The sequence below is a fragment of the Streptomyces zaomyceticus genome, assembly GCF_014656215.1.
GTDB classification, from domain to species: Bacteria; Actinomycetota; Actinomycetes; order Streptomycetales; family Streptomycetaceae; genus Streptomyces; species Streptomyces zaomyceticus.
Map to the genome: position 1 here is coordinate 52728 of NZ_BNBZ01000037.1, position 22913 is coordinate 75640.

At 73.1% G+C, this 22913-nt stretch carries 15 protein-coding genes; 11 read left to right on the forward strand and 4 right to left on the reverse strand.

What is annotated here, in order from left to right:
* Positions 1-454: 454 nt before the first annotated feature.
* From IE311_RS31830 to IE311_RS31840, 3 genes are all read left to right on the forward strand, one after another.
* Positions 455-1666, forward strand: coding sequence for an NAD(P)-dependent malic enzyme (locus IE311_RS31830; RefSeq protein ID WP_189835327.1), 1212 nt, complete (start codon positions 455-457; stop codon positions 1664-1666).
* 374 nt (positions 1667-2040) lie between these two features.
* A complete protein-coding gene (locus IE311_RS31835; protein WP_189835328.1) occupies positions 2041-3006 on the forward strand; it encodes a zinc-binding dehydrogenase in 966 nt (321 codons plus the stop codon).
* Positions 3007-3096: 90 nt separating this feature from the next.
* Entirely contained in the window at positions 3097-4572 is a 1476-nt protein-coding gene (locus IE311_RS31840; RefSeq protein WP_229902290.1) for a cellulase family glycosylhydrolase, read from the forward strand.
* 21 nt (positions 4573-4593) lie between these two features.
* On the opposite strand, the gene IE311_RS31845 is transcribed toward IE311_RS31840, so the two are convergent.
* Together IE311_RS31845 and IE311_RS31850 are read right to left on the reverse strand one after the other, a co-directional pair.
* Positions 4594-5493 carry a helix-turn-helix transcriptional regulator gene (locus IE311_RS31845; protein WP_189835329.1) on the reverse strand — a complete coding sequence of 300 codons (900 nt, stop codon included), beginning with the start codon at positions 5491-5493 and terminating at the stop codon, positions 4594-4596.
* A 1-nt stretch (position 5494) separates the two neighbouring features.
* Entirely contained in the window at positions 5495-6370 is an 876-nt protein-coding gene (locus tag IE311_RS31850; RefSeq protein ID WP_189835330.1) for a DUF4097 family beta strand repeat-containing protein, read from the reverse strand.
* A 150-nt stretch (positions 6371-6520) separates the two neighbouring features.
* Between IE311_RS31850 and IE311_RS31855 the strand changes: the two genes are divergently transcribed.
* Positions 6521-7336 (forward strand): hypothetical protein, encoded by an 816-nt coding sequence (locus tag IE311_RS31855; RefSeq protein WP_189835331.1) that lies wholly within the window; start codon positions 6521-6523, stop codon positions 7334-7336.
* A gap of 30 nt (positions 7337-7366) precedes the next feature.
* Here IE311_RS31855 and IE311_RS31860 read toward each other — a convergent pair whose 3' ends face one another.
* Positions 7367-7552 (reverse strand): DUF6104 family protein, encoded by a 186-nt coding sequence (locus IE311_RS31860; RefSeq protein WP_010061466.1) that lies wholly within the window; start codon positions 7550-7552, stop codon positions 7367-7369.
* A gap of 106 nt (positions 7553-7658) precedes the next feature.
* Between IE311_RS31860 and IE311_RS31865 the strand changes: the two genes are divergently transcribed.
* From IE311_RS31865 to fxsT, 7 genes are all read left to right on the forward strand, one after another.
* On the forward strand, positions 7659-8183 hold the full coding sequence (locus tag IE311_RS31865; RefSeq protein ID WP_189835332.1) for a CU044_2847 family protein: 525 nt from the start codon (positions 7659-7661) through the stop codon (positions 8181-8183).
* The gene (locus IE311_RS31870) at positions 8180-10225 is read left to right on the forward strand and encodes a VMAP-C domain-containing protein (protein ID WP_189835333.1); all 2046 of its coding nucleotides are present in this window, start codon (positions 8180-8182) and stop codon (positions 10223-10225) included. The genes IE311_RS31865 and IE311_RS31870 overlap by 4 nt, the downstream gene beginning before the upstream one ends.
* Positions 10226-10346: 121 nt before the next feature.
* Positions 10347-11363: an AAA family ATPase gene (locus IE311_RS31875; RefSeq protein ID WP_189835334.1), complete on the forward strand. Its 1017-nt coding sequence runs from the start codon at positions 10347-10349 to the stop codon at positions 11361-11363.
* Between the two features lie 16 nt (positions 11364-11379).
* Positions 11380-14613, forward strand: coding sequence for an SAV_2336 N-terminal domain-related protein (locus IE311_RS31880; protein ID WP_189835335.1), 3234 nt, complete (start codon positions 11380-11382; stop codon positions 14611-14613).
* 90 nt (positions 14614-14703) lie between these two features.
* Complete coding sequence (locus IE311_RS31885; protein ID WP_189835336.1) at positions 14704-14910, forward strand: hypothetical protein; 207 nt, start codon at positions 14704-14706, stop codon at positions 14908-14910.
* A gap of 93 nt (positions 14911-15003) precedes the next feature.
* Positions 15004-16281, forward strand: a complete 1278-nt coding sequence (locus IE311_RS31890) for an aKG-HExxH-type peptide beta-hydroxylase (protein WP_189835337.1) — start codon at positions 15004-15006, stop codon at positions 16279-16281.
* A gap of 59 nt (positions 16282-16340) precedes the next feature.
* Complete coding sequence (gene fxsT / locus IE311_RS31895; RefSeq protein ID WP_189835338.1) at positions 16341-19364, forward strand: FxSxx-COOH system tetratricopeptide repeat protein; 3024 nt, start codon at positions 16341-16343, stop codon at positions 19362-19364.
* 82 nt (positions 19365-19446) lie between these two features.
* Here the strand turns inward: fxsT and IE311_RS31900 are convergent.
* The coding region (locus IE311_RS31900; protein WP_189835339.1) for a multifunctional oxoglutarate decarboxylase/oxoglutarate dehydrogenase thiamine pyrophosphate-binding subunit/dihydrolipoyllysine-residue succinyltransferase subunit at positions 19447-22913 on the reverse strand (3467 nt) is incomplete at its 5' end.

Here is a 22913-nt window from a genome sequence, read left to right on the forward strand (position 1 = left end):
ATCTTGCCATTCGGACCGCCTCAAACCGACGGCCATGGATGTCAAAATCGGATAACGGGTGACCCCCGAATGCCAACAGGCCGGTACATCAGGGCCGGATCTTCTGCTGGATCCCTTCCACGCCACCGAAGAATTTCCTGTTGATCTCGCCATTCGGACGAGCCGAAGGCCACCAATCGGGTGCTTGAAGCATCTATATGGACATGGGGTGACGTGTCGTCCTCCGTCCGTGTCCGGATGCGCTCGGTATGAGTCGCGTCACCGAGTGCTTATGGGCTCGTCTCCGGTGCCGTCCGTCCGGTAAGAAGGATCCTTACACCCCTCATCCGGGGCTCAGGGCGCGTTGTGCGGCGCGCCCGCGCGGCTACCAGACACGGCGGCCGCGGGACCCGCCCACCGCTCCACACCAGGAGCGGCCAACCCTCAAATGAAGCAGACTTAAGGGGTCAACCCAATGGCAGCGGAGATCGTCAATCCTCGCAGTGACAGTGCTACCGAAGGAGCCCCGGAGGAGCCCTTCGATCCTGTCTTCGCCCTCCACCGGGGCGGCAAGATGGCCATTCAGGCCACCGTCCCCGTCCGGAACAAGGACGACCTGTCCCTCGCGTACACGCCCGGCGTCGCCAAGGTGTGCACCGCGATCGCCGAGCAGCCCGACCTGGTCAACGACTACACCTGGAAGTCCCAGGTCGTCGCGGTCGTGACCGACGGTACGGCGGTGCTCGGCCTCGGTGACATCGGCCCGGAGGCCTCCCTCCCGGTCATGGAGGGGAAGGCCATCCTCTTCAAGCAGTTCGGCGGCGTGGACGCGGTCCCGATCGCGCTCGCCACCACCGACGCCGACGAGATCGTCGAGACCGTCGTCCGGCTGGCCCCGTCCTTCGGCGGCGTCAACCTGGAGGACATCTCGGCCCCGCGGTGCTTCGAGATCGAGCGCAAGCTCCAGGAGCGCCTCGACATCCCCGTCTTCCACGACGACCAGCACGGCACCGCCATCGTCACCCTCGCCGCCCTCCGTAACGCGGCGAAGCTGACTGGCCGGACCCTCGGTGACCTGCGCGCGGTCATCTCCGGCGCCGGTGCGGCCGGAGTCGCCATCGCCAAGTTCCTCCTCGAGGCCGGCCTGGGCGACGTGGCCGTCGCCGACCGCAAGGGCATCGTCAGCCGTGACCGGGACGACCTCAACCCGGTCAAGCGCGAGCTCGCCGACCTCACCAACAAGGCGGGCCTCAGCGGCTCCCTGGAGACCGCCCTCGCCGGCGCCGACGTCTTCATCGGCGTCTCCGGCGGCACGGTCCCCGAGGCGGCCGTCGCGTCCATGGCTCCGAACGCCTTCGTGTTCGCCATGGCCAACCCGAACCCCGAGGTCCACCCCGACGTCGCGCACAAGTACGCGGCCGTCGTGGCGACCGGCCGTTCGGACTACCCGAACCAGATCAACAACGTCCTCGCGTTCCCCGGCATCTTCGCCGGTGCGCTCCAGGTCCGGGCCTCCCGGATCACCGAGGGCATGAAGATCGCCGCGGCCAACGCCATCGCGGACGTGGTCGGCGACCAGCTCGCCGCCGACTGCGTGATCCCGTCGCCGTTCGACGAGCGGGTCGCCCCGGCCGTCGCGGCCGCGGTGGCCGCCGCCGCCCGCGCGGAGGGTGTCGCCCGCCGCTGACGCGCGCCGGTACCCCGAGGGCCTCGTTCCGCACGCCGGGACGGGGCCCTTTCGCGTACGCGGGCGGCGGGCGCCGACGGACGTCCGACGGCGAGCCCTGGGCGTGCCCGGGGGCGAGCGCTGCGCGTACGCGGGGCGAGCCCTGCGTGTACTCGGGCGCGAGATCCCTCGCCCGTCCGGCGGCACCCCTTCGTGTACCCGGTGGCCGGTTCCTTCGCCCACTCGGCGGCGAGCCCTGCGCGCACCCGGCAGCCGGCCCTTCGCCCAGCCGGTGGCTGCACGGAGGCCGGTCGGGCCGGTCGGTCCGGTCGGCGACATGGGTCACACCGGTGTGTGGTTCCGCTGCCCGTCCGCCGCGCCCTAGGGTCGGGGCCATGTTCGCTGCCTACGCTGCCCGAATCGACCGCGACCAGCCCCTGAACGGCCTCGAATTGGGTGAACGACCCGAACCCGAGGCGCGGCCGGGCTGGACCACTGTCACCGTCAAGGCCGCCTCGCTCAACCACCACGACCTGTGGTCGCTGCGCGGGGTCGGGCTGCCCGAGGGAAAGCTGCCGATGATCCTCGGCTGCGATGCCGCGGGCATCGACGAGGACGGCAACGAGGTCGTCCTGCACTCCGTGATCGGCCAGACGGGCCACGGCGTCGGACCCGACGAGCCCCGGTCCATCCTCACCGAGCACTACCAGGGCACCTTCGCCGAGCGGGTGACCGTGCCCCGCTGGAACGTGCTGCCCAAGCCCAAGGAGCTCTCCTTCGAGGAGGCCGCCTGTCTGCCCACCGCCTGGCTGACCGCGTACCGCATGCTCTTCACCAACGCCGGTGTACGGCCCGGGGACTCGGTGCTGGTGCAGGGCGCCGGCGGCGGTGTCGCCACCGCGGCGATCGCCCTCGGCAAGGCGGCCGGCCTCCGGGTCTTCGCCACCAGCCGCGACGAGGAGAAGCGCAAGCGGGCCGTCGAGCTCGGCGCCGTCGAGGCGTTCGAGCCGGGTGCCCGCCTCCCGCAGCGGGTGGACGCGGTCATCGAGACCGTCGGCGCCGCCACCTGGTCCCACTCGGTCAAGTCGCTGAGGCCGGGCGGCACGCTCGTCATCTCGGGCGCCACGAGCGGCGACCGTCCCGCGCACGCCGAGCTGACCCGGATCTTCTTCCTGGAACTGAAGGTCGTCGGCTCGACCATGGGCTCCAAGGACGAGCTGGAGGATCTGCTGTCCTTCTGCGCGGCGACGGGTGTCCGGCCGGTCGTCGACCAGGTCCTGCCGCTGGACCGGGCGCGGGAGGGCTTCGAGCGGATGGCCACCGGCGAACTCTTCGGAAAGATCGTTCTGAAGACCTCGTGACGACCTCTTGATGACTCGTCAGTCCTGCTGATGGGATCTCCGGCACGTGAAACGTGAACAACGCTCACTTCATCGTGCCGGAGGTCTCCCTTGTCGCGCACCACTCATGTGGGGCGAACCGCCCTTGTCGCGGGCGCCCTCGCCGCCTCGCTGCTCGCCCCCACCGCCCCGACCGCCACCGCCTCACCCCCCACCTCCCGTACCGCAGCCGCCCCTACCGCAGCCGCCCCGGCCACCACTGTCCCGGCCGGCGCCGCGCGCGCGGAGACCGGAGGGGGCGCGATACCCGCCCTCACCGACGCCCGGGGCCGGACCCTCACGCTGCGCGGCTGGAACGTCGGGGACAAGGCGCACAGCGGTGACGCCGCCCTCTCCGGCATCACCGAGAAGCACTTCCGCGACATGCGGGCCAAGGGCTTCAACTTCGCCCGGCTGCTGGTCTTCTGGGACGACCTGGAGCCCAGTCCCGGCCGCTACAGCGGGTCCTACCTCAAGAAGGTCGAACGGGTTCTCGACTGGGCCGCGCGCCACGACGTCAACGTCGTCCTCGACGCCCACCAGGACGTCTTCGGGCCCGCCTTCGGGCACCGGGGCGTGCCCGCCTGGGCGACCAGGACCGACGGAATGCCCTTCACACCGCACCCGGACGACTGGTTCTCCGAGTACTTCGAGCCCGCGGTGCAGCGCGCCTTCACCCATCTCTACGAGGACGAGGACCTGCGCCGGGCACAGGCCCGCATGTGGCGGGTGCTCGCCGACCGCTTCGAGGACCATCCGGCCGTCCTCGGGTACGACCTGATCAACGAGCCGATGGGCGAGCTGCGCGAGGGCGAGGACCTGGCGACCGCCGCCCGGCGCATCGAACGGGACCAGATCACCCCGATGTACAACCGCGTCGCGGACGCGATCCGGTCGGTCGACCGGGACAGCTGGATCTTCGTCGAGCCGACTCCCATCGTGGGCGAGGGCGTGCCCACGGGACTCGGCCGGATCGACGACCCGAAGGTCGTCTACGCCCCGCACTTCTACAACGGCGCCATGGAGGCCGGTGGGGACTACGACCCGGCCGCCGGCTGGATCGAGAACTACGAGCGGGCCGTCACCCTGTACCCGAAGGAGTACAAGGTGCCGGTACTGGTGGGCGAATGGGGGCCGCTCGACAACTCCCGGCCGAACATGAACCGCTTCTACCGGGACGCCATGGCTTCGCTCGGCCGCTACAGCTCCGGCTGGGCGGGCTGGGAGTGGTGCTACGGCGGCGGCTACTGCGCCGTGGACGGCGCGGGAGCCTTCCGTACGAACAAGGAGCTCACCGCCGAGCCGTACGCCGAGGCGGTCGCGGGCACCGTGCGCTCCGCCGCCTACGACCCGGCGGCCGGGGTCTACCGCCTGTCGTACGACTCCGCCGGGCGCCGGGGCTCCCGGGTCACCGAGCTCTCCCTGCCGCCCGGCGCCTGGAGGGTGACAGCCCGGGGCGGGGCACTGGTTCTCCGCAAGTCCCCCGGCCGGGCCTGGGTCCTCGCCGTCCCGGGCGCCCGGGTGGGGGTGACCGTCACCCGGGGCTGAGTCCCCGCCGGGCGGCCGCGGTCACGCTCCCGGCCGCGACCGCAGCAGGCCCGTGATCCGCATCGCCGCCGTCGACAGCTGGTCGCGGGTCTCGGCCAGCTGCTCCCGGCTCACGCCGTGGTCGCGGGCCGCGTCCCGGATCTCGTCGCGGAAGCGGTCGAGGAGCCGGTCGAGGTCGCGGGCGGGGTCGCCCGAGCCCTCCGTGTCCCGCGCCCACTCCGGCCCCTCGCCGGCCGGTGCGGTCGTGAACGGCGACTCCTGCCCGGCGGCCTTGGGGTGGGTCGTGCCCGCCACCAGACCGCCGAGCTGGGCCGTGATGTCCGAGAGGCCCTCCCAGACCCCCTTCGGCCAGTCGCCCCGCGAGAACCGGTCCTGGACCTCCTCCTGGACCTGCTGGGCGATCCGCTGGAACTCCTTCGCCTGACTGCGGGCCGACTTCGCCTCGGCGCGGGCCTGGCGGGCCTGCTCCTTCCACTCCTGCCCGACCCGGCGCAGCTCCTCCTTGGCGTCGGCGAACGAGGAGGACTCCGTCGTGCGGGTCCGGCCCGCCGCCGCGCGCATCTCGCTGCGCACCCGGCCGGCCGCGCCGCGCACGTCGTCGCGGATCTCCGCCGCGAGCTCCGACACCGACTCGCGGATCTCCCGCTCCAGGTCGTCCAGTTCGGCGCCGCGCCCGGCCAGCTCCGCACGGCCCGCGTCGGTGATCGAGTAGACCTTCCGGCCGCCCTCGCTGGCATGGGTGACGAGACCCTCGGCCTCCAGCTTGGCCAGGCGCGGGTACACCGTGCCGGCCGAGGGGGCGTAGAGCCCCTGGAAGCGCTCCTCCAGGAGGCGGATCACCTCGTAGCCGTGGCGCGGGGCCTCGTCGAGCAGCTTGAGCAGGTAGAGGCGGAGGCGGCCGTGCGCGAAGACGGGCGGCATGTCAGAGCACCTTTCCGGTCGCGGAGGGGGTGGTGGAGGAGGTGGAGTCGCCGTCCTCGGCCGGGTCGGGGCGGCGGAGCAGGGCGATGGAGCCGGAGACGGTGGTCGCCTTGAGCGTGCCCCGGCCGGCGCCGAGGGTGCCGGTGACGGACTTGGTGCCCCACTGTCCCGCCACGCGCAGGTCCTCGAAGGCGTTCGACACGGAGCCGCTCGTGGTGCTCGCCTCGACCCGGGCGTCGGCCGGGTGCGGGAGCCGGATGGCGACCTCGCCGGAGAGGCTGGCGAGCCGGATGTCGGCGGGCGGCCCGTCGAGCTCGGCGGGGTCGAGGTCGATGACCATGTCGCCGCTGACGGTCTCGGCGCGCACGGAGGCGCCCGCGCCCTCGATCACCGTCACGTCGCCGGTCACGGAGTTGATCCGGAGCGCTCCCGTGACCGACTGGGCCTCCAGGTTGCCCGAGACGCTCTCGGCGCGCACCGGGCCCGCGAGCCGGAGGAGGGTGGTGTCGCCGGAGAGGCCGCGCACCTCCGTACGGCCGGTGATGCCGGTGACCACGGCCTCGGCGCCGACCACGCCGACCTCGACGTCGACGCCCGCGGGGACGGCGACGGAGACGACGGCCCGGCGTCGGTACTCCTTGCGGTCGAGCCACTTGAGGGCGCTCTTCCACTGGAGGTCCTCGTAGCCCACGGTCAGGGTGGAGCCGTCCTGGGACACGAGCAGCGGCGGGCCGTCGATCTCGGAGATCTCCACACGGGCGGAACTCTCGTCCGTCCCCACCACGTTCACCGTGCCGTTGACGATGCGGACCCGCAGGCGGGTCACGGGGTCGGCAGGCGCCAGCTTCGTCGGCTCGGTGACGGACCACTCTGTCATGGTGCTGACCTCCCGTTTCGGCAACGCAACATATCGCGTCTCTCGAAGAACACGATATATCGCGGTGAAGGGAAGTCAACCCTGACTCTCCCCTGACAGGGTGGGGGCAATTAATGCCGTACATGGACAAATTGACCTAGCGTAGGGGCCATGAACGCGACATCCGGCCCCCACCCCACCGGGGCCCTGCTCCTCTGCCGCGCCGACCCCACGGCGGTCCGGCCGCTCGCCCGACTGCTCGGGGAGCAGCTGCTCCTCGCCCCCGCGGGCGAGGAGTGGAGCGTGCTCGTACCGGAGGGGAAGCCCTGGCTCCACGGCGGCGAGCCGGTCGAACAGGTCGTCACGGGCTGGGCCACCGCCCTCGCCGTCCCGGCCGCAGGCCGGCCCGTCGTCGCGTTCTGGTGGGACCGGGACCGGGCGGGGTTCACCCTCGCCGCCGGCTTCCGCCGCACGGTCGGCTACACCTGGCTCGCGGGCGGCACCCCCGTCGGCGAGGACGAGGCCATGCGGACCTTCGCCGCCCGGCTCGCGCTCGACCCGGTCCTCGACGTACAGGCCCTGGAACCGCTCACCGAGCCCGACCCGGACGCCGACGCCCCCGGCCGGCTCCTCGGCGTCGTCGCCGTCCTCGGCCGTGCGGGGCTCGCCCTGCCGGCCGGGCTCCACCCCGGCGAGAGCGCCGACCGGCTCCGCTCCGTCGCCCTGGCCCAGGGGGCCGAGCAGCTCGAAGGGGCGGGCTGGCGCGATGCCGTACGTGCCGAGCTCGACGTCGTGGAGGGCGGTCCCCTCGGCCCGTACCTGCGCGGCCCCAGGGCGCGCGTCCTGGGTGGCGCGCAGCTCGCCGCGGGGGTGCCTCTGCTCCTCTGGGGCATCGGCCGGCGCAGTGGCGGCTGGGCGGCGGCCGGTGCGCTGCTCGTCGCCCACGGCGCGTTCGGCCTCGTCTACGACCGGCTGCGGGAGGGGTGACCCCGCGGGGGGCACCCCTCCCCGCGTGTCCTACTCGTCCTCGTCGTCCTCGTCGTCCAGACGGGCCAGCCAGGTCGCGAGGCGCTCGACCGGCACCTCGAAGTCGGGGTTGAGATCGACGAACGTCCGCAGCTGCTCGGCGAGCCACTCGAAGGTGACCTCCTCCTCGCCTCGCCGCTTCTCCAGTTCCTCGATGCCACGGTCGGTGAAGTACATGCGATCAGGATAGGCCGTACCCCTCACGTCCCTGTCGACGTCCCCTGTCGCCCTCCGGTCCCACCGACTAGCCTTCCCCATCATCGTTTCGGGGAGCGGGGGCGCTGTGACTCACGGGATCGCTCGGATTCGGCTGGACGACGGCACGCCCGTGTGGGCCCGGGTCAGTGACGTGCAGGAACTCGGCAGGGGAGGCGGCTTCCAGGACACCGGTGTCAGGGACCGGGTGGTCTCGATGGCGGGCGGGCTCACGGACGTGGTGCGCGGGGTCGTCGGCTCGCTGCGCGCCGGGCTCGACCCGCAGGGGCCGGTGGAGGTCGCCGTCAGCTTCGGCATCGAACTCTCGGCACAGTCGGGCAAGGTGATCGGCGTCCTCGCGGACGGCTCGGGCAAGGCCTCCGTGAGCGTCTCCCTGACCTGGACCGAACCGGGCCCGACACCGGCCCCCGAACCGGGCCCGACACCGGCCCCCGAACCGGGCCCGACACCGGCCCCCGAACCGGGCCCGACGCCGGACTCCGCACCGGGGCAGACCTCCGGTTCCGCACAGGACCCGACCTCCGGGCCCGCCCCGGGCCCGGCCCCCGGTGAGGATCGGGAACGGAACCCGGCGGCCGATGGCACGGCATGAGCGCCTTCGACGCTCTCGTGCGCCCCGCACTCGTACGCATCGCCGCTCCCGGCTGCGGGTATGACCCGCACGGCGACCGGTACTGGGGCACCGGCTTCTTCATCGCCCCCGGCTGGGTGCTGACCTGCGCCCATGTCGTGGCCGAGGGGGGAAGCGCGGTGTGGAGGAGCGATCCGGCCGTCGGCATCACCTGGGAGGACGGCAAGACCACCCGGGAGACCACCGGCACCGTCGTGCTCGCCCTGCCCCGCCCCGAACGGCCCGACGACCCGCCGGACCGATGGGCCTTCCCCGACCTCGCGCTCGTCCGGGTGCCCACCGCGCAGAAGGCGTCCTGTGTGCGTCTCAGCGAGCGTCCGCCCGTCCCGCCGACCTCCGTCGGACTCCACGGCTGGTCCCGGGAGACCGGCGAGCTCGGCATCCGGCACGTCCACGGCACGCTGATCGGCAGCGACGGCAAGGCCCTCGTCACCGACTGGGTCATGCCCGTCGAAGGCTGCTCGGGCGGCCCCGTCGTCGACCACCAGCAGGGTGCCGTCGTCGGCCTCAACAAGGGCCGCGGGCGGGACGGCGGCGCCGTCGTCCCCGTCACCGCGCTGCGCGCGCTGCACGACCTCCCCGGCGGTGAGGCGATGGGCGAGGCGCTGCGCGCCCACGACCGCTACCACCTCGCCCGCTACCGCTCGCTGGACGACCGCCCCGACTGGACCAGGACCCAGCGGCGGACGGCCGGCGCCCAGGGCATCGGCCCCGGGCTGCGGACCCAGCTGTACGGGCACTTCGCCGAGCTGCCCGCACCCACCGCGCCCGGCGAGATCATGGACCTGATCGACCAGGTCAAGGCCTGGATCAGGGACGACGACCTGCCGGACGCCCTGGAGGACGACCCGCGCACCTGGAGCGAAGGCGCCGGGCTGCTGCGCGGCCTGCGGGCGCCCCGCAGGGACGGCGTCCGCGACCTCGACCTGGACGCCGTGCTGCTGTACGCCGCGCATGTCGTCCGGCACGTCGGCGGGCGGTACGGCGAGCGCGCCGACACCTCGGGACTCACCCGCTGGATCATCGACGCCTCCGGCGACGCCGACCGGCACCTGCGGCGCGAGATCGACCGGCTCGTCAGCCCCGGCAGGCCCGCACCGCTCTCCGTGCGCGAACCCCGCGCGCGTGCCGACGTCCTCCTGGAGATCGACACCCCCCGCTGGGGACGGAGTTACCCCTGGCGGGTCAAGCTCCTCCTCGACGGGCACACCGTCAGCCCCCTCCACTGCGACGACCGGGGCGTCGAGCGGGCCCGCCTCAGGGAGACCCTGCGCGAACCGCTCGCGGACGCCCTGCGGCGCGGCGACAGCGGACCGCATCTGGCCGCCGTGGAGGCGGTGCTGCCGCGCGAACTCTTCGACGAACCCCTCGACACCTGGCGGCTCGAACCGCCCCAGGGTTCCGACGACGCCTGGGCGCCCACGCTCGGCCAGCGCCGGATCGTCGTCATCCGCGACGCCCGCCGCCACGACAGGGAACCGGCCCCCGAATGGCGCGAGCGCTGGGAGGCGGCGGAGCGCGGGCCGCTCCGCGCGGCCCCGCTGCGCGCCGAGGCGCCCGGCGCGGGCCCCGACGCCCACACCTCGCGGGTGCGCAGGGAGACCTGGGCGGAGGCGTACGACCGGCTCCGCGAGGCCGGGGGCGGCACCGTCCCCGTCTACTGCGCCCATGTGGGCAGCGGCGACGGCCTCATGGCGATGAACGCGGCCCTCGCCGCCGGGCATCCCCTCGCCCTCTGGCGGACCGGCGCCCACGGCCACACCGACTGCGCGGAGTTCCACGAACGGGCCGACCGGCTGCTCTCCGCCGCCCTCACCGCCTGGGACGTACGCGGCCCCGTCCGCTCCCTGCGCACCCGTGCGACGGACCCGGCGGCCGGGCCCGAGGCGCGGGCCGCGTACGCGTGGGCCGAGAGCGTCGCCCTCCTGTTCGACCCGCCGGACCGGCCGCCGCACGGCGGCCGTCTGGAACCCCCGCCCCTGCTCGGGGAGGGGGAGCAGTGACCGGAGCGGCCACCGGGACGACGGCCCCGCGATCCGTCCGATTAGGCCATCGGCAGGTCCCGCTCCCGGGCGGTACCGTCGATGGGCCCGGCATCGACACCACAGCCAGGAGGAGTCACTCGTGAACGATTGGCGGATCTACCGTGGTGCCGGTCTTCCGCACGACGAGATACAGCGGCTGCCCGCCCCGCCGCCGTGGCGCGACTTCTCGACCGGCAGCGCCGACGACACCCTGGCAGGTTCCGACCGGCGGCTCGGCGTCAAGCGCAGACTCGTCCAGAACCACCATCCCCGGCCCGCCGAGACCGACGCCGTCAACGCCGCCCTCTACCTTCGGCGCCCGCTCCTCGTCACCGGCAACCCCGGAACCGGCAAGTCCACCCTCGCCCACGCCGTCGCCCACGAACTGCGCCTCGGGCGGGTCCTCCGCTGGCCGATCGTCAGCCGGACGACACTCCAGGACGGGCTCTACCGGTACGACGCCATCGGGCGCCTCCAGGACGTCCAACTGGAGCGTGCCCAGGCCGGATCGCCCGGCTCCGCCGCCGCGGCCCCGGCCGGCATCGGCTCGTACATCCGGCTCGGACCGCTCGGTACCGCGCTGCTCCCCTCGGACCAGCCCCGGGTGCTGCTCATCGACGAGCTCGACAAGAGCGACCTCGACCTGCCGAACGACCTCCTCAACGCCCTGGAGGAAGGCGAGTTCGCCATCCCCGAGCTGGAGCGGCTCGCCGACCGGGAGCCCGTCGTCGAGGTGCTCAGCGACGACGGCCGCAAGGTGGCCGTGATCGGCGGGCGGGTCCGCTGCACCACCTTCCCCTTCATCGTGCTCACCTCCAACGGCGAACGGGACTTCCCCGCCGCCCTGCTGCGCCGCTGCATCCGGCTGGAACTCGAAGCGCCCGGCGAGGAGCAGCTCCGCGCGATGATCGAGGCCCACCTCGGGACCGAGACCGCCGCGGGCGAGGGGGAACAGGGGCTGGTGCAGCGCTTCCTCAACCGGGAGCCCGGCGAGGTCATCGCCACCGACCAGCTCCTCAACGCCCTCTATCTGACCCAGCACGCCTCCCGTGCCGAACGGGTCACCAGGGAACGCATCGCCGACATGCTCATGCAACCGCTCGATCAGCCGAGGTGACGGACGGATGCACCGGATGCATCTGGAAGAACTCACCCGCAGACTGCGGGCCGGCGGCCAGGACCCCACCGCCGAGGACATCGCGGACGCCCTGTGGCTGTCCCGTTGGCTCCCCGGCTCCGCCCCGGAGGAGGAAGGGCCCGAGGCGGCGGGTTCCGGGGACTCCGGGAGATCCGAGGGGGCCGGGCGGTCGGAGACCGGCCCCCGGGCGGGCCCGGCCGGGGACGGCTCCGGCGATCACCGGGCCTCCGTCCGGGGCGGAGCCGGCGTCACGGGCGAGGGCGGGGGAACGAGGGCCGCGCCCGTCGGCGCGGGCGACTCCGTCTCCCTCCACATGACCACCGGAATCACCCGGTCTCCCGCCGGCCGCTCCGACGGGGTCACCCGGGCCCGGTCCGAGGACGGCCCGGGACGTACGGAGCGGGGCGCGACCCTGCCCGTGCGCGCCCCCGGCGCCAACGCCCTGCCCGGACTCCTGGGCCTCCAGAAGGCCCTCCGGCCCCTCCGCGCCTACGCCCGCGCACCGCACCGCCCAGGCGAGGGCGTCCTCGACGAGGAGGCCACCGCCGAACGCAGTGCCGCCGCCGGCATCCTCACCCCCGTCATGCGCCCCGCCGCCGGCCGCCGCCCCGACATCCAGCTCCTCATGGACACCGGACCCGCCATGGTCGTCTGGAGCCGGATGGTCGAGGAACTCCGTCAGGCCTGCCAGCAGTCCGGCGCCTTCCGGGACGTCCAGGTGCACCGCCTGTACGACACCGGCGAAGGCCCCCCGCTCGTCACCACCACCTCCGGCGCCGACGGCCGCCCCCGGCTGCGCCCCGTCGACCAGCTCCACGACCCCACCGGCCGACGGCTCACCCTCGTCGTCAGCGACTGCGTCGGACCCCTCTGGCAGCGCGGCGCCGCCCAGCGCTTCCTGCGCCAGTGGCCCCGCCACTCCCCGCTCGCCCTCGTCCAGCCCCTGCCGCCGCGCCTCTGGCCCCGTACCGCGCTCCCCGCCGAACCCGGCACCTTCCAGCGCTCCGCGACCCCCGGCGGCCACACCGTCTTCCGCTCCGACGACGAACCCTGGGGGCCCCTCGTCCCCGGCCACCGGGCCGTCCCCGTGCTCACCCCCACCCCCGAGGCATTCGCCTCCTGGACCCGGCTCCACACCGGGCACGGCGGCAACGCCGTACGCGGCTGGGCCGCCCGCCTCGGCCTCGAACCGGTGGAGCCGCGCGCCGCCGGGACCCCCCGCGCCCCCCGGCGCGACGACGACCTCCTGCGCGCCTTCCGGGCCGGAGCGTCACCCGGCGCGCTCCGGCTCGCCGTCCACCTCGCGGCGGCGCCGCTGACCCTGCCCGTCATGCAGCTCGTGCAGCGCGCCATGCTGCCCGACACCGGCCCCATGGAGCTCGCCGAGGTGCTGCTCAGCGGGCTGCTCCGGAGGCTGCCCGGGGCCACCCCGTACCCCTGCTTCAGCTATCCGCCCGGCATCCAGCAGCACTTCCTCGGCTCGCTCGACCCCAGTGCCGCCGCCCTCGTCCTCAAGCACTGCTCCGCGTACGTGGAGCGCAATTTCGGCCAGGGCATGCGCAACTTCCCGGCGCTCGCCGCCGCCCGTCTCGCGGGCACCGGGGCCGACACCGACACCGACACCGGAGGCGGCCCGGCGACCCGCCGGAGCCACGGCCGGACCACGAACCTCCCCGAGGAGACCGAGGCGACCGACGAGCCCCTCGGCCCCGACGGCCCCGAGACCGAGCTCTTCGCCCGCATCCCCGCGCGCGTACTCCGCTTCTACCACCCCGACCTCGTCACCCCCGACCCCCTCACCGAGGCCCGCCGCCTCCTCGCGCAGGGCCGCGCCCAGTCCGACCCCGCCCTTCTCGCCGGGGCACGCGAGCGCGCCGAGGCGGCGCTCCCGGCCGAACCGGTCGAGGCCCGGATCGTCCTCGCCCGCGCGCTGTACGCCGAGGCCGGGACCGCCGCCGCCCGCCGCACCGGCCGCCGCCCCGCGCTCCTCGGAAAGGCCGCCGACACGCTCGTACAGGCCGGGGAGCTCGCCAGGACCGGCGGGGAGGCATGGGCCGAGGCGCGGCTCGAACTGGCCGTCGTCCACCATGCGTTGTGGCGGGACAGCGGCGAGACGGGCCATCTCGACGCCGCCCTCACCGCCCTCGCCGAGGATGCCGACCGCTGGCCGGAAACCGCCCGCCACACCCTCCGTCTGCGGCGCGGCCGGCTGCTCCTCGCGCGCGGTGACGGCGAGGAGGCGGCCGTCGAACTCACCGCCGCCCTCACGCTGCACGAGAGCGCCGCCGCCCTCCTCGACCTCGCCGACGCCCTCCACCTCGCCGGGGCCGCCCCGGGCCGCATCGGGCTCGTGCTGGACCGTGCCGAACCCCTCCTCGGCGACGCGCGCGCCCTGCGGCTGCGCTTCACCACCGCACGCGCCCGGCTGTACGACACGGAGGGCGACGGGGCCGCCGCCGACGCCGCGTACGAGGAGGCCACCCTGCTCGCACCCGCCGACAGCGAGCAGCGCGGACCGCTCCTGCTCACCTGGGGCGGATCGCTGCTGCGGCGGGCCGCCGCGGGAACCGGCACGGCGCCGGTCGACCGGGCCGAGGGAGTCCTGCGCGAGGCCCTCACCTGCCTCCCCGCCGGAGCCGCCGCCCGCGAGCGGGCCCGGATCCTCATCGGCAGCGTGCTCGCGCTGCGCTTCGACCGCGCGGGCTTCCTGCCGGACCTGTACGAGAGCCGTCATCTGCTCGACGAGGCCCTCCGCACCACCCGCGACGCGGCGACCCGGGCCGAGGTCCGGCTCCAACTGGGCTGGGTGCAGCTGCAGCTGAGCGAGACGGCCAGGGACGGGCAGCTCGTCGACGCCCTCACCGCCTTCCGGCTCGCCGCCGACGACAGCCGCTCCGCCCGCGGCGACACCCCCGGCACGGTCACCCTGGCGAGGGCGCTCCACGCCCAGGGGACGGTGCTCTACCTGATGGGCCGGCTCGGCCACGCCGCGACCGTCCTGCGGGAGGCCGCCGAGCAGTGGCGACGCCTGGACGGCATGCTGGTGCCGGTGGACTGGGCGGACGTGGAGCGGACCCGGACCCTGCTCGCCGAGGTCGGCGCCGACCCCCGGCCGCGACCGGACGCCCTCTCCCGCGAGGAGCGGCGCCGGATCGCGCCGCCCTGGTGGGCATGGCACGAAGGGGAGGCGGAACGGCTGGATAACGGGGGCGCGCAGGGGCGCAGTTGAGTCGAACGGGTTTCCGTCTCCGGGGCGTCGGGAAGAACCGCTCCGCCGCTACGACCGTGGGGGGCAAGGGCCGGTGAGGAGGAGCCGAGGGTGTTGGAGCACACGAAGCGGGTCGCAGGCGTCGACCGGGCCGAAGGACGACCCCGGCGCCTGCCCGATCTCACCGGCGTGGACCTGCGGACCTTGCGCTTCATGGACGATCCCGACCTGGAGGCCGCCGTCGAGCGGGTGTTCTGGCGGACGCGGGACCTCAGCGACTCCTGGATGGAGAGCAACGGGGACGGGGCCCACGGCTGACCTCCGGGGGAGGGGCGGTGCCGACCGGCCGATTCCGGCCAGATGCCCGCCGGTCGACGGCGGCACGGCGCGGGGACGAGAACGGGGGCGGACATGAACGTCGCGCCCCTGCCCGCCTCCGTCTTCGCCGAGTTGGCCAGGACCAGCCCCGCCCCGGCCGGTCTGACCCTGCTGCGGTCCGCCCTGCACACACGGCGACTGCTGCTCCTCAAGGCACTCCTGGTGCGCGTCCACCGGGAGCGGGCTTCCGTCGGAACGGGTGCCCTGGGCCGGTTCGAGCGTTCCTGGGACCTGCTCGAACAAGTCGAGCGGCACCGTCCCGCCGTGGTCCGGGACGTCCTCGACTACCCGACGACCGGCGTCTGGCTGGCCGCCGCGCTCGCCGCGCCCGCCGGGCCGGACTTCGACCGTCTGCTGACCCGTCTCGACATGGTCGCGCTCACCGCCGCCCTGCGCTGCGGCGACCCGCTCGACCTGACTGTCGAGACCGCGGACGGCCTGCTCTCCCTGCCGGGCGTGGGCCTGCTGCGGCTGCCCTCCGACCGCGTCCGGATCACGGCCGACAACCGGACCGTACGATTTCATCCGGACGCCGGTCGGCATCCGGAGCCCACCGTCCTCGCCCTCGTCGACGGGCGCCGGGGCGTGCTCGCGGGACGCGGGCCCGACTGGAGCCCCGTGCGCGCGCTGCCCCGCTGCACCGCGCGTCTGGACGACCTCGACCCGTACAGGGTGCCGGTGGGCACGGCCGGCGGCTCCATCAGCACCCCCGTCGGCCATGTCGACACCGACCACGCCGCCTGGTCCGCCCGCTGGCGCGCGGCCCAGGAGCTGCTCGCGCGCACCGACCCGGGCCGGGCCTTCGAGGTCTCCCGCTCGGTCCGTGTCGTCGTCCCGCTCGTCCCGTGCGGGCCGGGCCACCGCGGTGCCACCCTGAGCGCGGCTCCCGGAGCCGTGCTCACCTCGCTGCCCGACGAGGCGTGGGGGATGGCCGAGACGCTCGTCCACGAGCTGCACCACAGCAAGCTGGCCACGCTCCACGAACTCGTGCCGCTGTACGGCCCCGGGCGGGACGCCGTGCACCAGGTGGGCTGGCGGCCGGACCCCCGGCCCATCGCCGGCGTGCTCCACGGCGCCTACGCGCATCTGGCACTCGCCGATCTGTGGCGCCGCGCCGCCACCGCCGAGGGGGTGCCGAAGTCCTGGCGGTCCGACGCCGGGCAACAGTTCGACGAGCTCCACGATCAGGTGGGCGAGGCGCTGAAGATCCTGCTTGAATCCGATGAACTGACTACGGAGGGGCGGGAGTTCGCGCATCAAATGCGGCAGCACCACGCGAGCCTCGGCGCGACCCCACTCGTCGCTGGGTAACACTGTGCGCACGGCACATGACACCGCGTTGCGCGGGAGCGGGACGGGAGACACGACAGATGGCGGAACAGCGGTCGGGCGGCGCGGCGGACCACGGGGCCATGAACGGGCCGGAACACGTCCTCGTGGTCTTCCCCGGCTATCACCGTCCGTGGGCGACCTGGGTCAACCAACGACTCGACGCCCACGGCGTGCGCGCCAGCCTCCAGCGCTGGGACCCTCCGCGCGAGGTGCCCCTCGAAGACTCGCTCGGCGACCTCCTGCTCGCCCGGGGCCAGGTGCTGCTCGTCCTGGACGACTGGTTCTTCCAGCTCGGCCCCCGGGCCTCCGGTGAGTGGAACGACGTGCTCCGCGGCTTCGTCGCCGCCCATTCCGAGCGGTTCGCCGCGGTCAACCTCACCAACCGGCCCCTGCTCCCGGCCACCGCGGTCCTCGAACCCGTCAGCCTGTGGGGCGTCGGCGAGGAGGAGGCCGAGGCCCGCCTGCTCAGCCGGCTCGCCATCGATCCGCGTCGGGCCGCCGGCCGCCGGCTGCCCGCCGGGTCCCTCATCCGCTTCCCGGACACACCCCCCGAGATCTGGGGCGAGATCCCGCGCCGCAACCCGCGCTTCACCGGCCGCGACGACCTGCTCACCGAGCTTCAGGCGCGACTCATGGACGCCGGCCGGGGCAACGCCGCGTGCACCCTGGTCGGCATGTCCGGGATCGGCAAGACCCAGATGGCCGCCGAGTACGCCCACCGCTTCAGCTCCGACTACGACGTCGTCTGGTGGGTCAGTTCCGACGACCGCAACGTGCAGCGCGACCGCTTCGGCGAGCTCGCCGCCGAACTCGGCCTGACCACCGGCAACGAGCCCGGCGAACGCATCCGGGCCGTCCGCGAGGCCCTGCGCCGCGGAGACCCGCACTCCCGCTGGCTCGTCGTCTTCGACGGCTGGGACGACACCGACGGCGCGAACGTGATGCTGCCGCAGGGACCCGGCCACGTACTGATCACCTCACGCAACCGCGGCTGGGGCGAGTTCACGGACACCCTGAGCATCCGGGGCTTCGACCGGGCCGAGTCCACGGCCTATCTGATGCGCCGCGCCCCGCACATCACCGCACCCGAGGCCGACGAGGTCGCCGCCGAGTTCGGCGACGTACCGCTGCAGCTGGTCCAGGCCGCCGCCTGGCTCGGCGAGTCCCGGATGGAGGTCCCCGAGTACCTGCGCATGGTCCGCGAGGGACGGATCAACGCCATGGACGAGCCGGCCGGCGGCGACGGCATCCCCAACGCCTCCCTGACCTCCTGGTCGATACTGATCAACCGGCTCCGACGCACCCAGCCGCAGGCCATCGACGTGCTCAGCCTGTGCGCCTCCTTCGCCCCCGGCCGCATCCCGCTCGGCATCGTCCGCGCCTATCCGCAGGCCGACCTCCCCGAGGACCTGCGCTGGATGGTCACCGACCTCGCCGCCTGGTCCCGGGCCCTGGACACCCTGGTCAACTACTCCGTCCTCAGCCGCGAGTCACGCGGTCCGGTCGCGAGCGGGGAGATGGGCCCCCACCAGGAGTCCGTGCACATGCACCGGCTCGTCCACGACATCGTGGCCCGGCTCACCGACGGCGAACACCGCACGGCCCACCGCAAGGCCGTCCGCACCCTGCTCGCCGAGGCCGATCCCGGCAACCCCATGGACAGCAGGAACTGGCCCCGCTACGCCGAACTCCTGCCGCACCTGGAACCGTCCGGGGCTCTGAACAGCCGGAACCCGCGCGTGCAGACCGCCGTCCTCAACTGTCTGCGCTACTGCTTCCGCAGCGCCGAGTACCGGGCCGGCATCCGGCTCGCGGAGCGGATCCGGGAGACCTGGTCCACCTTCATGGACCCGGTGAGCTCCGAGATGCAGGAGCTCACCAACCAGGAGTGCTCCATCCTGCGCAACTACGGACGCTTCCGTGACGCGTACCAACTCGATCTCGCCCTGCGCGCACGCCTCGACGAGGCGGAGACCTCCGACCCGCTCGGCGCGCTCCGTTCGGACATCTCCATCGCCAGCGACCTCCGCTTCCTCGGTCAGTACCAGGAGTCGGAGCGGATGCAGCGCGACGTCGTCGCCGAGTCCCGGCGCCTGCTCGGCGAGAACGAGTTCCTCACCCTCGTCGCCGGGAACAACCTCGGGGTCGCCCTGCGGGTGCTCGGGCGCTACAAGGAGGCGTACGAGCAGGACATCGCCACCCTCACGCGCGCGGAGAACGCCCTCGGCGCCCTGCACTCCCAGACCCTCATCCTCGGCAACAACGTCGCCCAGGACCAGCGCCTGCTCGGCCAGTACCGTGAGGCGCTGGCCCGTCAGGAGGCCAACGTCCGCGTGCACGTCCGGGTCATGGGGCCCCAGCACCTGCAGACCCTGTACGCGCGGGCACAGCTCGCCCTGTGCCGTCGGCGGGAGGGCAGTTTCCCGCAGGACCTCGGTGCCACCATGGCGAGCGTGCTCGAACAGATGCAGCAGGTGCACGGTCGCGACCACTACATCACCCTCGCGTCGATCAACAACTACGCCAACTACCTCCGCGAGCACGGCGACCTCGACCACGCCCGCGAACTCAGCCGCGAGGCCGAGGCCGGCTACCGCGCCCTCCTCGGTCCCGCGCACCCCGTCGCCACCGGCGTCCTCGCCAACACCGCCCTCGTCCTCCAGGCCTCCGGCGAACGCGCGGACGCCCTGGCCATCCTGGAGGCCGCCCTCGCCGGTCTGACCTCCTCGCTCGGAGCCGACCACCCCTGGGTGCTCGGCTGCGCGCTCAACGCCGGAGCCGCCCGCAACTTCAACGGCCGGGTGCACGACGCGGCCGAGCTCAGCCGGGACACCCTCCGCCGGGCCCGGCACACCCTCGGCAACGAGCACCCGCTCACCCTGTCGTGCCAGGTGGCCCTCGCCACCGATCTGCGCGGACTCAGGGAGACCGAGGAGGCCGGGAAGCTGGAGGAGGACGCCCTGCTCACCCTCACCCGCACCCTGGGCGCCCAGCACCCGCACACCCTGTCGGCACGGCAGCGCAACCGGCCCTACTGGGACTTCGAGGCCAACCTGGGCTGAGCCCGCACACCCGGCGGAAACGCCGGAGGCCCGGCACCCCACGTGGGGTGCCGGGCCTCCGTACGAGCTCCGAGGGCGACGATCAGGCGTCGAAGACCTCGTTGACCAGCTGCTGCTGCTCCGCCTGGTGGCGCTTGGCCGAGCCGACCGCCGGGGAGGAGGAGTGCGGACGCGAGATCCGGCGCAGGCGCTCGCCCGCCGGGATGTCCGCGCCGACCGCCAGGTCCAGGTGGTCGATCAGGTTGAGCGCGATGAACGGCCAGGCACCCTGGTTCGCCGGCTCCTCCTGCGCCCAGATGTACTTCGCCGCGTTCGGGTACTTGGCGATCTCGGCCTGGAGCTCGGCACCCGGCAGCGGGTACAGGCGCTCGAGGCGGATGATCGCGGTCTCCGTGTCGCCGCGCTTCTGACGCTCGGCCTCCAGGTCGTAGTAGACCTTGCCGGCGCAGAAGACGACCTTGCGGACGTCGGCCGGGTTCGCCGTCACGTCACCGATCACCGGGCGGAAGCCGCCGGTGGTGAACTCCTCCACCTTGGACGCCGCGGCCTTCAGACGCAGCATCGACTTCGGGGTGAAGACGATGAGCGGCTTGTGGTGCGGGTTGTGCACCTGCCAGCGCAGCAGGTGGAAGTAGTTCGACGGCAGCGTCGGCATGGCGACCGTCATGTTGTCCTGGGCGCACATCTGGAGGAAGCGCTCCGGGCGCGCGGACGAGTGGTCCGGGCCCTGGCCCTCGTAGCCGTGCGGCAGGAGCAGCGTGACGCCGGACGTCTGGCCCCACTTCTGCTCGGCCGAGGAGATGAACTCGTCGACGACGGTCTGCGCGCCGTTGACGAAGTCACCGAACTGGGCCTCCCAGACGACGAGGGCGTCCGGGCGCTCCAGGGAGTAGCCGTACTCGAAGCCCATCGCCGCGTACTCGCTGAGCAGCGAGTCGTAGACGTTGTAGTGGGCCTGCTCCTCGGTCAGGTAGAGCAGCGGGGTGTAGTCCTCGCCGGTCTCCTGGTCCACCAGGACCGCGTGGCGCTGGCCGAAGGTGCCGCGGCGCGAGTCCTGGCCCGACAGGCGGACCGGGGTGCCCTCCATCAGCAGGGAGCCGATGGCGAGGGTCTCGCCGAAGCCCCAGTCGATGGTGCCGTCGTCGATGGAGGCGGCACGGCGCTGCATCTGCGGCAGCAGACGCGGGTGGACCGTGATCCGCTCCGGGATGGTGACCTGCGACTCGGCGATCCGCTTCACGACCTCGGCGGAGACCGCGGTGGTGACGCCCACCGGGAACTCGGCGCGGGCGTCCGGCACGTGCGCCGGGGTCGGGGCGGCGGTGGCCTCGCGGACCTCCGCGAACACCTTCTCCAGCTGGCCCTGGAAGTCCTGGAGCGCCTGCTCCGCCTCTTCGAGGGTGATGTCGCCGCGACCGATGAGCGACTCGGTGTACAGCTTGCGCACCGAACGCTTCTTGTCGATCAGGTTGTACATCTGCGGGTTGGTGAACTGCGGGTTGTCGCCCTCGTTGTGACCGCGGCGGCGGTAGCAGATGAGGTCGATCACGACGTCCTTGTTGAACGTCTGGCGGAACTCGAAGGCGAGCCGCGCGACGCGGACCACGGCCTCCGGGTCGTCGCCGTTCACGTGGAAGATCGGCGCCTCGATCATGCGGGCCACGTCGGTCGCGTACATCGAGGAACGCGAGGACTCCGGGGCGGCGGTGAAGCCGACCTGGTTGTTGATGACGATGTGGACCGTGCCGCCGGTGCGGTAGCCGCGCAGCTGCGACATGTTCAGGGTCTCGGCGACGACACCCTGGCCGGCGAAGGCCGCGTCACCGTGCAGGGCGACGGGCAGGACGGTGAAGTCCGTGCCGCCCTTGTTGATGACGTCCTGCTTGGCGCGGACGATGCCTTCCAGGACCGGGTCGACCGCCTCCAGGTGGGAGGGGTTGGCGGCCAGGGAGACCTTGATCTCCTCGCCGTCCAGGCCCGTGAAGGTGCCCTCGGCGCCCAGGTGGTACTTGACGTCGCCGGAGCCGTGCATCGACTTCGGGTCGAGGTTGCCCTCGAACTCGCGGAAGATCTGCGCGTACGACTTGCCGACGATGTTCGCCAGGACGTTCAGCCGGCCGCGGTGGGCCATGCCGATGACGACCTCGTCGAGGCGCGACTCGGCGGCCGAGTCGATGACCGCGTCGAGCAGCGGGATGACGGACTCGCCGCCCTCCAGGGAGAAGCGCTTCTGGCCGACGTACTTCGTCTGCAGGAAGGTCTCGAAGGCCTCCGCCGCGTTCAGCCGGCGCAGGATCCGCAGCTGCTCCTCGCGCTCCACACGGGAGTGCGGGCGCTCGACGCGGTCCTGGATCCACTTGCGCTGCTTCGGGTCCTGGATGTGCATGAACTCGACGCCGGTGGTGCGGCAGTAAGAGTCGCGCAGCACGCCGAGGATGTCGCGGAGCTTCATCATCGACTTGCCGGCGAAGCCGCCGACCGCGAACTCCCGCTCCAGGTCCCACAGGGTGAGGCCGTGCTCGGTGATGTCCAGGTCGGGGTGCTTGCGCTGCTTGTACTCCAGCGGGTCGGTGTCGGCCATGACGTGGCCGCGGACCCGGTAGGAGTGGATGAGCTCGAAGACGCGCGCGGCCTTGGTGACGTCGTCGTCGTGCGAGGCGTCGATGTCCTTGAGCCAGCGGACCGGCTCGTAGGGGATGCGCAGGGCCTTGAAGATGTCGTCGTAGAAGCCCTCCTCGCCGAGGAGGAAGTTGGCGACGACGCGCAGGAACTCGCCGGAGGCGGCGCCCTGGATGACGCGGTGGTCGTACGTCGAGGTCAGGGTCATGACCTTCGAGATGCCCAGCTTGTTCAGGGTGTCCTGGGAGGTGCCCTGGAACTCGGCCGGGTAGTCCATCGAGCCGACGCCCATGATGACCGACTGTCCGGGCATCAGACGCGGCACGGAGTGGACGGTGCCGAGGCCGCCGGGGTTGGTCAGCGAGACCGTGACGCCGGTGAAGTCCTCCATCGTCAGCTTGCCCACGCGGGCCCGCTTGACGATGTCCTCGTACGCCTGCCAGAACTCGAAGAAGTTGAGCGTCTCGGCCTTCTTGATGCCCGCGACGACGAGCTGGCGGTCGCCGTTGGGCTTCACCAGGTCGATCGCGAGACCGAAGTTCACGTGCTCCGGCTTGACCAGGGTCGGCTTGCCGTCCTTCTCCGCGAAGGAGTAGTTCATCGACGGCATGGCCTTGATCGCCTGCACCATCGCGTAGCCGATGAGGTGCGTGAAGGAGATCTTCCCGCCCCGGGCGCGCTTCAGGTGGTTGTTGATCACGATCCGGTTGTCGAAGAGCAGCTTCACCGGGACGGCGCGGACGGACGTGGCCGTCGGCACCTCCAGGGAGGCGTTCATGTTCTTCGCGACCGCGGCGGCGGGGCCGCGCAGCGTGATCAGCTCGGGACCGGCCGGGGGCTCGGCCGCGGGCTTGGCTGCGGCGGGCGCGGCCTTCGTCGCGGCGGGCGCGGCGGCGGCCGGCTTCGCGGCCGGGGCCGCGGCAGGCTTCA

Bases quoted from the DNA above. Each gene is read 5' to 3' on its own strand.
- fxsT (WP_189835338.1), top strand. From the start codon at position 16,341: ATGGCGGAACAGCGGTCGGGCGGCGCGGCGGACCACGGGGCCATGAAC.
- IE311_RS31845 (WP_189835329.1), bottom strand. From the start codon at position 5,493: ATGCCGCCCGTCTTCGCGCACGGCCGCCTCCGCCTCTACCTGCTCAAG.
- IE311_RS31880 (WP_189835335.1), top strand. From the start codon at position 11,380: ATGCATCTGGAAGAACTCACCCGCAGACTGCGGGCCGGCGGCCAGGAC.
- IE311_RS31890 (WP_189835337.1), top strand. From the start codon at position 15,004: ATGAACGTCGCGCCCCTGCCCGCCTCCGTCTTCGCCGAGTTGGCCAGG.
- IE311_RS31835 (WP_189835328.1), top strand. From the start codon at position 2,041: ATGTTCGCTGCCTACGCTGCCCGAATCGACCGCGACCAGCCCCTGAAC.
- IE311_RS31850 (WP_189835330.1), bottom strand. From the start codon at position 6,370: ATGACAGAGTGGTCCGTCACCGAGCCGACGAAGCTGGCGCCTGCCGAC.
- IE311_RS31860 (WP_010061466.1), bottom strand. From the start codon at position 7,552: ATGTACTTCACCGACCGTGGCATCGAGGAACTGGAGAAGCGGCGAGGC.
- IE311_RS31870 (WP_189835333.1), top strand. From the start codon at position 8,180: ATGAGCGCCTTCGACGCTCTCGTGCGCCCCGCACTCGTACGCATCGCC.
- IE311_RS31855 (WP_189835331.1), top strand. From the start codon at position 6,521: ATGAACGCGACATCCGGCCCCCACCCCACCGGGGCCCTGCTCCTCTGC.
- IE311_RS31830 (WP_189835327.1), top strand. From the start codon at position 455: ATGGCAGCGGAGATCGTCAATCCTCGCAGTGACAGTGCTACCGAAGGA.